Here is a 14,351-nt window from a genome sequence, read left to right as displayed (position 1 = left end):
TCAGTTGGTGGGTGGGGAATTCAGGGTAGGTAATACATGTTGAGGTGCCTGCACAGCTGTTTTTTATCAGACCGATTTCATGGGTTTGATCAGACTTTCTGCCGGAATACCGAACAATTCGTGAAGCTTCCAGATCATGGGAAGCGTCAGCGCGCGTTTGCCATTCAGAACTTCATAAACGCGGTTTGTCCGGCCAATTGCTGGAGCGAGATCGGCGGCTGACAGCCCGGACTGCTCCATCCGAAACCTTATGGCGTCAATCGGGTTGGGCAGGTCGAGTGGGAAGTGTCTGGCCTCATAGGCCTCGATAAGGGTGATCATGATGTCGAAGTAATCACCTTCAGGCGTGCCGGGCTCTGGCTCATTCTCGAAAAGAGCGGACACGTCTTTGAGCGCCGCACGGTAGTCTTCTTCGGTATGAATCGGACGTATGTTCATGGGTTACTCCATTTCGACGGTATCAGCGTCGATTGCGTCGTACTGTTTGTGAGTGCCGACAAATTTTATGTACACCGCGCCAAAGCGGTACGCCACGGCGACAATCAGGCGATAGGAATTGCCTTTGATATTGAATACAACTCTTCGGCTTTTCAGAATGCTGGCGCAAGCAAACTGTGACTTGATATCCACAGGTGTTTTCCAGCTTGCCTTTCTTGCTTCGTCTATCCATGCCAGCAATGGCTGCTCTGCTTCCGGATATCGTTCCCAAAAGACTTTTAGCTGACTGATGGCGATGATTCTCATGGCGTGATCCTAGTCCCGCTGTGGGACTGCTGCAAGTCTGTCGGTGGATACTGGACAAATGGTTGGTGTCAATTGATGACTTTTACCGATGCTGTCGGCAGTGGAGGGAAAGGGGGGAGTGAATATCAGTGGAGGAAAACTCTATCCCGGACAGCATTTTTCCGGTGTAGGAAAAGGCAGCGTGATTTAGCCGAATTGGATTCATGGACCTACAAAAAAGGCTTACCTCTCGGTAAGCCTTTTTCAGTTGGCAGTGCTGATTCAATCCCCCAACGCTACCCCTTCACGCCGAGGATCTGCCCCACCTGACAGCGTTGCCTTCCCCGCAGCATCCTTGACCCGCACGATGGCCTGGGTGCCGCTGGTCATGTCGATTTCGTTGACGGTGTGGCCCTTGTCCTTGAGTGCCTGGATCAGCGTCGGGCTGAACTGGCCCTGTTCCAGTTCAGTGGGGCCGTTGCGGCTGCCGAAGTTGGGCAGGCTGATGGCGCTTTGAGGGTCGAGGTTCCAGTCGAGCAGGCCGACGGTGGTTTTGGCCACGTATTCGATGATCTGCGAGCCGCCGGGAGAGCCAACGGTGGCGACGAACTCGCCGCTGTTGCGGTCGAAGATCAGGGTCGGCGCCATCGACGAGCGCGGGCGTTTGCCGGGCTCCACGCGGTTGGCGACTTTCTGTCCGTTCTCTTCCGGGATGAACGAGAAGTCGGTCATCTGGTTGTTGAGCAAGAAGCCCTGAACCATCAGGTGCGAGCCGAAGGCTGCTTCGATGGTGGTGGTCATCGACACGGCGCCACCGAAGTCATCCACGGCCACCACTTGCGAGGTGGAAATGCGCAGCGGCGAGCGATCCGGCGCGTAGGCGACCTGCACGCCCGGAGGTGTGCCGGGTTTGGCTGTGCCCATGCTGCGTTCGCCGATCAGGCTGGCGCGGCTGGCCAGGTAACCTGGATCGACCAGGCCCTTGACCGGCACCGGCACAAAGTCGGTATCGGCTACGTATTGCGCGCGGTCGGCGTAGGCCAGGCGCTCGGCTTCGGCGATCAGGTGCACGGCTTGCGGTGCCGGTTCGATGCCGGCCGGTTTATCGGTCTTCACAGGCTTGAGCGGCGTCAGGGACAGGCGCGGATCGCGGGTTTCCAGCGCCTGCAAGGTGCCGAGAATCTGCGCCACCGCAATCCCGCCCGATGACGGCGGCGGCATTCCGCAAACTTGCCAGCGCTTGTAGTCGGTGCACAGGGGCGCGCGTTCCTTGGCCTGATAGTGCTGAAGGTCGGTCAGCGACAGGCTGCCGGGGTTGGCGTGACCCTGAACCTTGGCCACGATCTCTTCGGCGATCGGGCCTTTGTACAGTGCGTCCGCACCTTCGTTGGCGATGCGTTTGAGCACGGCGGCCAGCGCCGGGTTCTGCAAGCGAGTTCCGACGGCTTTGACGCTGCCATCGCTGTTCAGAAAGTACTTGGCCATGTCCGGCGAGCGGCGAATCACCGGGTCGGACTCCAGCAGCGAATGCAGGCGCGGGGAGATCGCAAAACCCTGCCCGGCCAGTTTGATCGCCGGCTCGAACAATGTTGCCCACGGCAAGCGGCCGTGCTTTTTGTGCGCCAGTTCCAATGCACGCATCACGCCCGGCGTGCCGACGGAGCGTCCACCGATCTGCGCTTGCGGGAACGGCATCGGTTTGCCGTCGGCTTGTAAAAACAGCTTTTCGGTCGCACCGGCCGGTGCGGTTTCGCGACCGTCATAGGTGCGCACCTGTTTACCATCCCACAGCACGATCATCGCGCCACCGCCGATCCCCGAGGACTGCGGTTCGACCAGGGTCAACACGGCTTGCATTGCAATGGCGGCATCGATGGCGGAACCACCCTGACGCAACATCTCGCGCCCGGCCTCGGCGGCTAATGGATTGGCAGCGGCGGCCATGTGTTTTTCGGCGTGGCTGGCTTGCAGGCCGGTGCGGTAACCGGAGGCGGCTTCCGGTGCCAGCGGCAGGGTCGAGGAGGGCGGGGCGTTGCAGGCCGTGAGGGCGATGGCGCTGACGATCAGCGTCAAGGCGGGCAGGCGGAAACGGTTCAGGGGCAGGGCTGGAAACACGCGGGGCTCTCCGTCCGTGGGATAAAAGTCTGACGGACTGTATCGACCGGCCGTGTACGACGCAAACCGCAGGTGTGTTTGTCCTTCATGCCTTGGCGAATTTTCTGTAGGGTCAGAGCCAATAGTGAAGCCAGAACAATCAACAAGAGGCCGCCATGCACAACGCATTTCCGACACAGCCCAGCTATCGCGAACAGCGCGAGCGCTTTCTTGCCGCCGCGAAGGTGGCGGGTGCCACGCTCTCTTTGTACGTGCATCCGCTCAATGGGCCGTTTGGCGAGTCTTTGGGTACCGATGTCGCGGTGCTGGGGGATCCAGCGGCCAAACGGCGCCTGGTGGCGCTCAGCGGCACCCACGGTGTTGAGGGTTATTACGGTTCGGAGTGCCAGATCGACTGGCTGAAGCATTTCACGCCGGAGTCGCTGCCGAAGGATGTCGCGGTGGTGATGGTTCACCTGATCAACCCGTGGGGCACGGCGTGGCTGCGGCGGGTCAATGAAGACAACGTCGACCTCAACCGCAATCACCTGGATTTCAACCGACCGCTTCCGGACAACCGTGCTTACGCCGCGCTGCATGAAATCTACGCCTGCACCGACTTGAATGGTCCCGAGCGGCAAAAGGCTGATGCCTTGCTCGATGTGCAAATTGCCGAGCATGGCTGGCCGGCCGTCATGTCGATTGTCGAGGGCGGGCAGCACAGTCATCCCGACGGATTGTTTTTTGGCGGACTCGCGCCGAGCTGGTCGAATCGCACGCTGCATTCAATCATCGAGAATCATCTGGCCGGTGCTGAAACCGTGATGTGTTTCGACCTGCACACCGGCGCCGGCGAGTACGGGCATCCGATGCTGCTGACGATTACTCAGGCACCGTATCCGGCACTGGCCCAAGCGCAATCCATTTACGGCCCGTGGCTCTACACGCTGCACACCGGTGCCGAAACCTTGAGTGATACCGGTGTTGCGGCAACCGCTACGGGTTACACCTCGCAGGCGCTGCTTAGTGCGCTGCCGAATGTGCAACTGATGCCATTTGTGATCGAGTGCGGGACTTACCCAGGGCCGGACGTGCATCGTTACCTGCGCGACGATCACTGGCTGCATCTGCATGGCAATCCGCTGGATGCGACGGGGCGGGCGATAAAGTTGAATCTGCTGGAGCAGTTTTATCCGGCGGATCCGGACTGGCGGGCGATGGTCGGTTTACGGACGCGGCAGATATGGGCGAAAGGGCTGGCGGCCCTGGGATAATAGGTATAAACAAACGGCTTGCCCTTCGGTAAGCCGTTTTGACTGCTTGGATATTTGCAGTGGTGGGACTATGGGGGCCTGATGTTCACTGCTTGAAGCCAGGCAGTCCGTTGGTCGCACGCCATTCTTTCACGGTCTTCGTAATGCCCACGGCAGAGTTGTCCTCTCCTGGTTCGGGATAAAAAATCAAGTCGGTGCCATCCGGGTGACCCGTAAGCTTTCTGAATTGTGCCAGCAGCTCGCCAAGCTCCGTATCCGATCCACTTTTATTGGTGGCACGTATTTTTTCGATGAAACGGATAAATTCGGTTTCAGTGTATTCAGATATTTTTTCCATGTGTGTTCACTTTTTTTATGTTGAAAGATGTGATTTTTAGGGGTGTTGATTCGGAGGTTGTCTATGTCGTAGACAGCGCCGCCATCAGTAATCCGCTCGACGTGATGTATTTCAAATACCCCTCTTGTGCCTACAGACTCCCTGTCTCGAACCGCGGGTGCGTTGCCCGACATTAAACGATCTTGGGCATCCGAATTGAGCTGATCGAAAAGTTCTGGATCATCCCGCACGGCTTGCCAGAGTGCTTTTCTGAACGCGTCGAAACTTGAAAACTCCCGCCCTCTGAGTCTGTCCGCTATTCGCGTGGGAATTGGCACACCAATCCCCGTTCCTGCTCCCGCCAGCCATATCCCGGAAACATCCTCACCAATCCCCGTCACCGTCCCGGGCGTCAATCTGGCCGGCTTAGAAAACACCACATACAACGACTTCAGCCCGGTCTCCGCCGGAAACACCAGAATACAATCCTCGGCGGTGATGTCTTCGCCGGGCAGGATTTCAATCTGGCTGTCGGTGTTCGCGGCGATCGGGTGGACGAGGATCGTACTCAGTGCTTCGCCGTGCTCCGGGTGAACCAGCGGCGGCATCGATCCCAGCGGTCCGCGTTGCGGCGTCCACAAAATCGTGATGCCGTTGAGCTTCGCCTCCATGGCGCTCTTGTCGCTGTTCCACTCGACTTTTACGGTACGCACGGAGTCGTCGCCCGAGACACCGGTGTGGATGCCGTAGACCTGCATGACCCCTCCGGCATCACGCCGGAACTGGAAGCGCACGCGAGTGGTGGCGCGGGGTAGGGTGCGCAGTTGTTCGTCGGTATAAAGGGTGCCGTCGCCCATTCTGGCCGGCAGCATCCCTAGGATGAAAACACTGGCCGGGCCTGTCGCACCACGGATTGCCCAGTTGAGACGTTGCTGCAGAATTCCACCGCCTGCCATGCGCCCCAAGGCCAGATCGGCGCCGATTGCTTTCGCTACGACCTTACTGGCTGCGGGAAAGCGTATGGCGCCCGCCACCATGATCTTGCCGAAACTGGAGGCGGGCTCAGGTGTTGTGCCGGCATCCGTCCGGCACCAGTTGTCCGGTGTGCAGGACTTGGCAAATACCAGATCGTCGCGGGGCTTTGGGGTTGGCCATTCATCTGTTGGAACGTAGACGGGTTCCGGCTCTCGGGGCGGAAACCAGGCGGCCCATGAGGCGCCGCCGTTCGGAAGCTTTCGGCGCCAGATATCATCGAAAAGGTTTTTGTCCGGGTCCATGACAACTCCCTGTCTGTCTTTGGATCAAGACAGGGGAGCTTGTCGGCCAATCGCGATGGCGATCAAATCGACTTGCCGGGATGCGCGTGCTTGAACGAACGAAAAATCCTCTTCGTACGCTTTTCGCACCCGGTTCCTACGGAGCCAGCCGATTCACTGAGGAAGGGCACTTTTCTCGAGGCATAAAAAAACGGCCTACCTTTCGGTAAGCCGTTTTTAGTACTTGGTGGCTACACAGGGACTTGAACCCCGGACCCCAGCATTATGAATGCTATGCTCTAACCAACTGAGCTATGTAGCCAAGTGGCGCGCATTATTCCCCTGAAATGGAAAAGCGTCAAGCGTAAATTCAAAATATTTCTTCTTATTTTCAACCGCTTATCCTCCCGCGCCGAAAATCGGCGCGGGAGGGGCTTTCAACGCAGCTGAAATCTTCCGGTGTTGGCACTTAAGGCATGGCTGCCCTGGCTCAAGGTGTCCGCCGCAAGATTCACGGCCCGCGCGCCTTCGAGCAGGCGAACCGCCGCCTGATCCACCTGCTGGATATTGCCGCTGACCTCATCGGCGGTGCTGGCCTGTTCTTCGACCGCCGTGGCGATCTGGGCGAGGGTGTCGGTGACGCTCTGCACGGCGCTGGCGATTTCTCCCAGGCGTTCGCCCAGTCCGGTGACCGCTTCCGCGTCTGATTGCGCCTGACCGCACGCAGCCTCCATCAAGCTCACGGCTTCGTTGACCGTATTGCGCAGACTGTCGACCGTACCGGCGATCTGCGCCGTGGACGATTGCGTACGTTGCGACAGGCTGCGCACCTCGTCGGCCACCACGGCAAAACCGCGACCCTGTTCACCCGCACGAGCGGCCTCGATGGCGGCGTTGAGCGCCAGAAGGTTGGTCTGTTCGGCGACGCCGCGAATGGTGTCGACCACCAATTGAATCTGCTGCCCTTGCTCGCTGACCCGGCCGAGCGCTGCGGCAGTTTCGTTCAGGCGCTGATTGAGCTGCTGGATACTCGCTGTGGTGCGTTGACTGTCACGGCTGCTGTCGGCAGCGATGCGCTGGGTGTGCTGGGCGCTGCCCGAAGCCTGTTCGCAACTCTGCGCCACGCCTTGGGACGTCGCCGCCAGTTGCGTGGCCGCTGCGGCGATCTGGCTGATCTGCAATTGCTGCGCCTCGACTTCGCTGAGAGCGCCGCTGGAGTGATCGTTGAGGCTGCGCACCGCATTGCTCAGTTGCGAAGTCTCGTGATCGACACCCAGCAGGCTGGTGCGCAGTTGCACCACCGCCACGTTAAGCGCGGTGCTGATCGACGCCAATTCATCACGGCCCACGACCGGCACTTGCAAGCTCAGATTGCCGTCGCGCAGAGCCTCGGCGAGCAGCGTGATGCCGCTGGCGCTACGACGGATCGAGGCTTGCAGGCACACGAACAAATATAGCGCCGCCAGCAACAGGCAACCGAAGACCGCCGCGACAACGATGAACTGACGAATCGCCGATCCGTGGTAGTCATCCAGCCGCCGATCCAGCGACACCAGCGATTGCTGGCGCAGCGTGGCGAGGTTGCCGAGCAGGGCGTCGAGGCTGCGTTCGAACTCTTCCGGCTTGAGATTGATGCTACCGCCGAACACGCCGTCATCCAGCACTTTGAGACCGGCATCCAGTTGCTTGAGGCTGTCGTGATATTGCCCGGCCCAGCCTTGCAGGGCTGGCGGCAGACGCGCTTCAAGCAGGCTCGCGGTTTTCACCAACTGCTCGCGCGCATCGCCGATGCGGCTGCGCAGGTCACGCAGTTGCAGACGGCTTTGCAGGGTGAACTGACCGGAAACCACGGACGCCTGGCCGACGGCTGCCAGTCGGCCGACCCGCTCGATCAGGTCCGGTGCGTGTTGGGTGGAAATCTGTGTCAGCAGATAGGTTTCCAGCCATGGCGCGAGGATCAGGCGATTGTCCATCGCGATCTGTTCGCGCAACGCTTGCAGGGCGCTGAGGGCATTGGTGAAGCGGTCGTAACCATCCGGCCACCAACCGACACCGGAGAGGCTTTTCGAGTCCAGACCATTGAGCGCAGCTTGCAGTGCCTGATAGCGGGTCAGGGTTTCACCTTCCGCGCCTTCGGCTTGCAAGGCATTGCCCAGCTCCAGCGTCGCCTGGGCAACGGCAGGCTGCACGCCATCGAAGGCGGCCACGGCGGCCAGAGTCGCGGGTGTCGGCTGGCGGTTGGTTTCCGTGGCGCGCCAGCGGGCGGCGCGGTCGCGTTGGGCGGCGAGCAGGTTGTCGAGTGCATCGAGGGCGAGCAACTGCCGCACACCGGCACGTTCACCGGCGATCAGGTTAAGTTTGTCGCTATAGTCCTGGCCGATCATCAACAGGCTGCCGGCCAATGGCAGGATGAACAGCAGAAACAACAGCTGGAATTTACGTGCGAAGCCAAATCGCCCCAGCAACCTGATCCCCGGTGATAAAAAAGCCTGCATGCCCCATGACTCCTCTGGACACCACGCACCATCGGCGTGCATCGCGGTCGTTGCGACCGTGACTGGTGCCCTGCTAAAAGGCCTCGAAAGTTCACCCTTGCCCGCTCTGTAGGCCGGCTCTGTAGCGAAACTTCCCATTCTCGATGCCCTTTGTAAGGGCGCCGCGTTCAAGCGGATAAGCAAGGCAAGATTCAGACCATGGCGTTGCGCTATCACTTGTGGCGCGACGACTGAATAGTTCGTTAGCTGGCTAAGGGGATGGCGCTGGCGCACCGAAAAATGGCACATTGACGCACCTGCCCGCGTGCACCTATCTGCAGTCCGGAAATTCCCATGGCTATCAGCAACGTTCAGACCGCCGCTGCCTCGGCGTCCGCTCCTCCCCAGAGCAGTCCACTGGTGATGCGCATCATCGGCGCGGTGGCGCTGGCGCATTTGATCAACGACCTGATCCAGTCAGTGCTGCCGTCGATCTATCCGATGCTCAAGGCCAACTATGGTTTGAGTTTTACCCAGGTCGGCCTGATTACCCTGACCTTTCAGTTGACCGCGTCGCTGTTGCAGCCGTGGGTCGGTTATCACACCGACCGGCATCCGAAACCGTGGCTGCTGCCCGCCGGTTCCGTGTGCACGTTGATCGGCATTGTGATGATGTCGGTGGTTGGCAGTTTCCCTCTTATCTTGCTGGCGGCGGCGCTGATCGGCATCGGCTCTTCGACCTTCCACCCTGAAGCTTCCCGCATCGCGCGTCTGGCGTCGGGCGGGCGTTTCGGTCTGGCGCAATCGACCTTTCAGGTCGGTGGTAACGCCGGTTCGGCCTTCGGCCCGTTGCTGGCAGCGGCGATCATCATTCCTTTCGGGCAGGGCAATGTGGCCTGGTTCGGGCTGTTCGCGGTGTTTGCGTTGTTCGTGCTCTATCGCATCAGTCGCTGGTACGCCCATCACCTGAACCTGTTCAAGCTCAAGGCCGGCCAGGCCGCCACTCATGGACTGTCGAAGGGCAGGGTGGTCAGTGCGCTGGTGGTGCTGGGGCTGCTGGTGTTCTCCAAGTATTTCTACATGGCCAGCCTGACCAGTTACTTCACCTTCTACCTGATCGAGAAGTTCGACCTGTCGGTGGCCAGTTCGCAGCTGCATCTGTTCCTGTTCCTTGGCGCGGTGGCGGCGGGTACGTTCTTTGGCGGGCCAATTGGCGACAAGATCGGGCGCAAGGCGGTGATCTGGTTCTCGATCCTCGGCGTGGCACCGTTCACGCTGCTCATGCCCCATGTCGACCTGTTCTGGACCAGCGTCCTGAGCGTGGTGATCGGCTTCATCCTGGCTTCGGCGTTCTCGGCGATTGTGGTGTACGCGCAGGAACTGGTGCCGGGCAATGTCGGGATGATTGCCGGGGTGTTCTTCGGTCTGATGTTCGGTTTCGGCGGGATTGGCGCGGCGTTGCTCGGTCATCTGGCGGACATTCACGGCATCGAATACGTGTACTTCCTGTGCTCGTTCCTGCCGCTGTTCGGGGTGCTGGCGATCTTCCTGCCAAGAACCAAGAAGGCCTGACGGGCTGAATTTCAGGCACAAAAAAGCCGCGTATCAAACGCGGCTTTTTCTTGGGTGCAGCTTTTACACGTTGAAGCGGAAGTGCATTACGTCGCCGTCCTTGACGATGTAGTCCTTGCCTTCCAGGCGCCATTTACCGGCTTCCTTGGTGCCTGCTTCGCCCTTGTACTGGATGAAGTCGTTGTAGGCGATCACTTCGGCGCGGATGAAGCCTTTCTCGAAGTCGGTGTGGATCACGCCGGCGGCTTGCGGTGCGGTGGCACCGACGCGGACGGTCCAGGCGCGGACTTCTTCGACACCGGCGGTGAAGTAGGTCTGCAGGTGCAGCATTTCGTAGCCGGCACGGATCACGCGGTTCAGGCCAGGCTCTTCCAGGCCCAGGGCCTCGAGGAACATGTCTTTCTCTTCGCCGTCATCCAGCTCGGCGATTTCCGCTTCGATCTTGTTGCAGACCGGAACAACCATCGCGCCTTCTTCTTCGGCGATGGCCTTGACCACGTCCAGATGCGGGTTGTTCTCGAAACCGTCTTCAGCGACGTTGGCGATGTACATGACCGGCTTGGTGGTCAGCAGGTGGAAGCCCTTGATGATCGCCTTTTCGTCGGCGCTCATGTTCTTCATCAGGCTGCGCGCAGGCTTGCCTTCGCTGAAGTGCGGGATCAGTTGTTCCAGCAGAGCCTTCTGGGCCACTGCATCCTTGTCACCGCCCTTGGCGTTGCGCGCGACTTTCTGCAGTTGCTTCTCGCAGCTGTCGAGGTCGGCGAAGATCAGTTCCAGGTCGATGATTTCGATGTCGCGCTTCGGGTCGACGCTGTTGGAAACGTGGATCACGTTATCGTCTTCGAAGCAGCGCACGACGTGGGCGATCGCGTCGGTTTCGCGGATGTTGGCCAGGAACTTGTTGCCCAGACCTTCACCTTTCGACGCGCCGGCAACCAGGCCCGCGATGTCGACGAATTCCATGGTGGTCGGCAGGATGCGCTTCGGATTGACGATGGCCGCCAGAGCGTCCAGACGCGGATCCGGCATCGGCACGATGCCGCTGTTCGGCTCGATGGTGCAGAAGGGGAAGTTCTCGGCCGCGATCCCGGATTTGGTCAGGGCGTTGAACAGGGTGGACTTGCCGACGTTAGGCAGGCCGACGATGCCGCAATTGAATCCCATGGTGTTTCCCCTCGGATTAGAGTCAGGCCTTCTGGCTGTGCAGGTTTTTCATCGCGCGGTTCCATTCACCGGCGAGGATATCCGGCAGCACGCCGAGGGCAAAGTCGATGCTGGCATCGAGTTTTTCCTGTTCGGCGCGTGGCGCACGACCCAGGACGAAATTTGAAACCATACTGGCGACGCCCGGGTGGCCGATGCCAAGCCGCAGGCGGTGGAACGTATTCTGATTACCCAATTGCGCAATGATGTCGCGCAACCCGTTGTGACCGCCATGGCCGCCGCCGACTTTGAGTTTGGCGACGCCCGGAGGCAGATCGAGTTCGTCATGTGCCACCAGGATCTCTTCAGGCTTGATGCGGAAGAAACCGGCGAGTGCCGCCACGGCCTGGCCGCTGCGGTTCATGTAGGTGGTGGGAATCAGCAGACGAACATCCTGACCCTGATGCGAAAAACGCCCGGTCAGGCCGAAATACTTGCGATCGGCCACGAGATTCACATTCTGTGCGTGGGCGATGCGCTCAACAAAAAGGGCCCCTGCGTTATGCCGGGTCTGCTCGTATTCAGCGCCTGGATTTCCCAGGCCAACGATCAGTTTGATGGCAGTCACGATAGGGGCCCTTCCTTTGAGTGGTGGATAACATCGCCGCGATCAGGGAAGGCGGCGAAAGTGGACGAAAAATGCTCATTTACCATGGATGTAAACTCCGCGTTCCCGCCCGCTTTCTCGCTACGTTCCAGTCCGCGATGTTACCTGCTCACTCAGGCATGACAGAGTGAATTACTCTGCTGCGCCTTCTTCGGTAGCTTCTGGAGCAACACGTGGAGCGTGGACGTTGGCAACAGCCTTGTCATCGCCGTGTGCCAGAGCAACGAACTCAACGCCTTTAGGAGCCTTGATGTCCGACAGGTGAACGATGGTGCCGATTTCAGCGTTAGCCAGGTCGACTTCGATGAACTCAGGCAGATCTTTCGGCAGGCAGGAAACTTCGATCTCGGCAACAACGTGCGAGATTTCGCCGCCTTTCTTCACTGGAGCAGCTTCGTTGATGAAGTGCACAGGAACGATAGCGGTCAGTTTCTGGCCAGCTACAACGCGTACGAAGTCAGCGTGCATCACGTGGCCTTTGGCCGGGTGACGTTGCAGAGCCTTGATGATCACGTTCTGCTTGGTGCCACCAACGTTCAGTTCGATAACGTGGCTGTAGGCAGCTTCGTTTTCGAGCAGTTTGGCAACTTCTTTGGCCAGCATGCTGATGGATTCAGGGGCTTTGTCGCCACCGTAAACAACAGCTGGAACCAGGGCAGCGAGACGACGCAGGCGGCGGCTCGCACCTTTCCCCAGGTCGGAACGCAGTTCAGCATTCAAAGTAAAATCGTTCATTTTGTATCTCCAAAATAGCCATGACCGAGTGGCGTTTGCGACCAGCGCCGAACACGGTATGGGCAAAAAAGCCCCGCCCCGGCAGAAATGCCGGGGCGGGGCGCTTTTCGTCAACGAGACATTTCGAGAAGGGCAGGGCCCTTAACGGAACATCGCGCTGATCGATTCTTCATTGCTGATGCGGCGAACCGCTTCGGCAACAACCGGTGCGATATCCAGTTGACGGATACGTGCACAGGCTTGTGCTGCAGCGGACAGCGGGATGGTGTTAGTGACCACCAGCTCGTCCAGCACGGAATTTTCGATATTCTCGATGGCCCGACCCGACAGCACAGGGTGTGTGCAGTAGGCAAAGACCTTGGCTGCGCCATGCTCTTTCAGGGCCTTGGCCGCGTGGCACAGAGTGCCGGCGGTATCGACCATGTCATCGACCAGGATGCAGGTACGCCCTTCGACATCACCGATGATATGCATCACTTCAGAGTGATTGGCTTTCTCACGGCGTTTGTCGATGATCCCGAGATCCACGCCCAGGGATTTGGCAACGGCACGTGCACGCACGACGCCACCAATGTCCGGGGACACGATCATCAGGTTCTCGAAGCGCTGATCTTCGATGTCATCCACCAGAACCGGGGAGCCGTAGATGTTATCTACCGGAATATCGAAGAAGCCCTGAATCTGGTCAGCATGCAGATCAACCGTGAGAACACGGTCGATGCCGACTACGGTGAGCATGTCAGCAACGACTTTCGCGCTGATAGCCACACGTGCGGAACGCGGACGGCGATCCTGACGGGCATAACCAAAATAAGGAATAACAGCAGTGATACGAGTAGCCGAGGAGCGGCGGAAGGCATCAGCCATCACTACCAGTTCCATCAGGTTATCGTTGGTCGGAGCGCAAGTCGGCTGAATAATGAAGACGTCTTTACCGCGAACGTTTTCATTGATCTCGGCTGTAATTTCGCCGTCGGAGAATTTACCGACAGAGATGTCACCGAGAGGGATATGCAGCTGACGTACGACACGCCGAGCCAGATCGGGGTTAGCGTTCCCCGTAAAGACCATCATCTTGGACACGCGCAGTACCTGAAGGCTGAGGGTATACCTGGATGAGTATAGGAAAATGGCAGGGGCGGCTGGATTCGAACCAACGCATGGCAGGATCAAAACCTGCTGCCTTACCGCTTGGCGACGCCCCTGTATCTGTTGCTTGCAAGTGCCGGGCACTTGATTCCTTTAGAGCAGACTTTGCAGCTTGCGATGCAACATCGAAACGTTGCTTCCTTTTGCTACAAACCCTGTAAGGGTCTCTGTCAGAAGGGCCGAGACTTTATCAGCTTCAGCTTTGCTTGGGAAGCCCCCAAACACACAACTTCCAGTTCCGGTGAGTTTTGCTTCGGTAAAATTACCTAACAAATTCAATGCGTTACGTACTTCTGGATAACGCCTCGAGACCACCGGCAAGCAGTCATTTCGACTGTTTCCCTCGGGAACGGGGCGCACTTTAATGGGCGGCGTGTTACGTGTCAACAAAGGATCTGAAAAAATTTCTGCCGTACTAACAGAGACTTGCGGAACGAGCACGACGTACCACGGTTCGGCGGGCTCGACCGGGGTCAGTTTCTCGCCGACACCTTCGGCGAAAGCTGCGTGGCCACGCACAAACACCGGCACGTCCGCGCCCAGCGTCAGGCCCAGTGCTGCCAGGCGATCTTCATCCCAACCCAGTTGCCACAAGTGATTGAGGCCGAGCAGGGTGGTGGCCGCATTCGAGCTGCCGCCACCAATGCCGCCGCCCATCGGCAGGATCTTGTCGATCCAGATATCGATGCCGAGCGAGCAACCGGATTGTTCCTGGAGTTTCTTCGCAGCGCGCACGATCAGATTGCTGTCGTGGGGCACGCCTTCGAATTCGGTGTGCAGGCGAATCACGCCGTCGTCACGCAAGGCGAAGGTGATTTCGTCGCCGTAGTCGAGGAACTGAAAAAGCGTCTGCAACTCGTGATAACCGTCTTCACGACGACCGAGAATGTGCAGCATCAAATTGAGTTTGGCCGGCGAAGGCAAAGTGAGGCGTGTAGCGGTCATGCG

General features: G+C 59.0%; 12 protein-coding genes, 2 tRNA genes and 1 pseudogene. 2 read left to right on the top strand and 13 right to left on the bottom strand.

Annotated elements, in window-relative coordinates; genetic code table 11:
• Positions 1-66: 66 nt before the first annotated feature.
• The 3 genes from CAG25_RS24570 to ggt all read right to left on the bottom strand — a co-directional run bounded on the left by CAG25_RS24570 (position 67) and on the right by ggt (position 2,838).
• Positions 67-438: a type II toxin-antitoxin system HigA family antitoxin gene (locus CAG25_RS24570; protein ID WP_074692315.1), complete on the bottom strand. Its 372-nt coding sequence runs from the start codon at positions 436-438 to the stop codon at positions 67-69.
• 3 nt (positions 439-441) lie between these two features.
• A complete protein-coding gene (locus tag CAG25_RS24565) occupies positions 442-744 on the bottom strand; it encodes a type II toxin-antitoxin system HigB family toxin (RefSeq protein WP_064378527.1) in 303 nt (100 codons plus the stop codon).
• Positions 745-1,005: 261 nt separating this feature from the next.
• Positions 1,006-2,838 carry a gamma-glutamyltransferase gene (gene ggt / locus CAG25_RS24560; protein ID WP_085613404.1) on the bottom strand — a complete coding sequence of 611 codons (1,833 nt, stop codon included), beginning with the start codon at positions 2,836-2,838 and terminating at the stop codon, positions 1,006-1,008.
• Positions 2,839-2,993: 155 nt separating this feature from the next.
• Between ggt and CAG25_RS24555 the strand changes: the two genes are divergently transcribed.
• On the top strand, positions 2,994-4,091 hold the full coding sequence (locus CAG25_RS24555; RefSeq protein WP_085613403.1) for a DUF2817 domain-containing protein: 1,098 nt from the start codon (positions 2,994-2,996) through the stop codon (positions 4,089-4,091).
• Positions 4,092-4,176: 85 nt separating this feature from the next.
• On the opposite strand, the gene CAG25_RS24550 is transcribed toward CAG25_RS24555, so the two are convergent.
• The 4 genes and pseudogenes from CAG25_RS24550 to CAG25_RS24535 form a co-directional block, all read right to left on the bottom strand.
• A complete protein-coding gene (locus CAG25_RS24550; protein ID WP_064599398.1) occupies positions 4,177-4,428 on the bottom strand; it encodes a bacteriocin immunity protein in 252 nt (83 codons plus the stop codon).
• Between the two features lie 74 nt (positions 4,429-4,502).
• Positions 4,503-5,264, bottom strand: a pseudogene (locus tag CAG25_RS29175) (S-type pyocin domain-containing protein); the annotation flags it as partial.
• Between the two features lie 644 nt (positions 5,265-5,908).
• A tRNA-Met gene (locus CAG25_RS24540) sits at positions 5,909-5,985 on the bottom strand.
• A 115-nt stretch (positions 5,986-6,100) separates the two neighbouring features.
• A complete protein-coding gene (locus tag CAG25_RS24535) occupies positions 6,101-8,158 on the bottom strand; it encodes a methyl-accepting chemotaxis protein (protein ID WP_085613402.1) in 2,058 nt (685 codons plus the stop codon).
• A gap of 333 nt (positions 8,159-8,491) precedes the next feature.
• Between CAG25_RS24535 and CAG25_RS24530 the strand changes: the two genes are divergently transcribed.
• A complete protein-coding gene (locus CAG25_RS24530; RefSeq protein WP_064599394.1) occupies positions 8,492-9,709 on the top strand; it encodes an MFS transporter in 1,218 nt (405 codons plus the stop codon).
• A gap of 63 nt (positions 9,710-9,772) precedes the next feature.
• On the opposite strand, the gene ychF is transcribed toward CAG25_RS24530, so the two are convergent.
• The 6 genes from ychF to ispE form a co-directional block, all read right to left on the bottom strand.
• Complete coding sequence (ychF, locus tag CAG25_RS24525; protein WP_064599392.1) at positions 9,773-10,873, bottom strand: redox-regulated ATPase YchF; 1,101 nt, start codon at positions 10,871-10,873, stop codon at positions 9,773-9,775.
• Between the two features lie 22 nt (positions 10,874-10,895).
• Entirely contained in the window at positions 10,896-11,480 is a 585-nt protein-coding gene (pth, locus tag CAG25_RS24520; RefSeq protein ID WP_007951726.1) for an aminoacyl-tRNA hydrolase, read from the bottom strand.
• A gap of 171 nt (positions 11,481-11,651) precedes the next feature.
• On the bottom strand, positions 11,652-12,254 hold the full coding sequence (locus tag CAG25_RS24515) for a 50S ribosomal protein L25/general stress protein Ctc (protein WP_011335926.1): 603 nt from the start codon (positions 12,252-12,254) through the stop codon (positions 11,652-11,654).
• Between the two features lie 141 nt (positions 12,255-12,395).
• Entirely contained in the window at positions 12,396-13,337 is a 942-nt protein-coding gene (locus CAG25_RS24510) for a ribose-phosphate pyrophosphokinase (RefSeq protein WP_003171603.1), read from the bottom strand.
• A 47-nt stretch (positions 13,338-13,384) separates the two neighbouring features.
• Positions 13,385-13,459, bottom strand: a tRNA-Gln gene (locus CAG25_RS24505).
• Positions 13,460-13,496: 37 nt separating this feature from the next.
• The gene (gene ispE / locus CAG25_RS24500) at positions 13,497-14,348 is read right to left on the bottom strand and encodes a 4-(cytidine 5'-diphospho)-2-C-methyl-D-erythritol kinase (RefSeq protein ID WP_085613401.1); all 852 of its coding nucleotides are present in this window, start codon (positions 14,346-14,348) and stop codon (positions 13,497-13,499) included.
• Positions 14,349-14,351 lie beyond the last annotated feature (3 nt).

It is taken from the genome of Pseudomonas sp. B16(2017) (assembly GCF_002113205.1).
Lineage (GTDB): Bacteria > Pseudomonadota > Gammaproteobacteria > Pseudomonadales > Pseudomonadaceae > Aquipseudomonas > Aquipseudomonas pharyngis.
The sequence above is the reverse complement of the archived record's forward strand: the minus strand, read 5'-3'. Positions and strand labels throughout refer to the sequence as shown.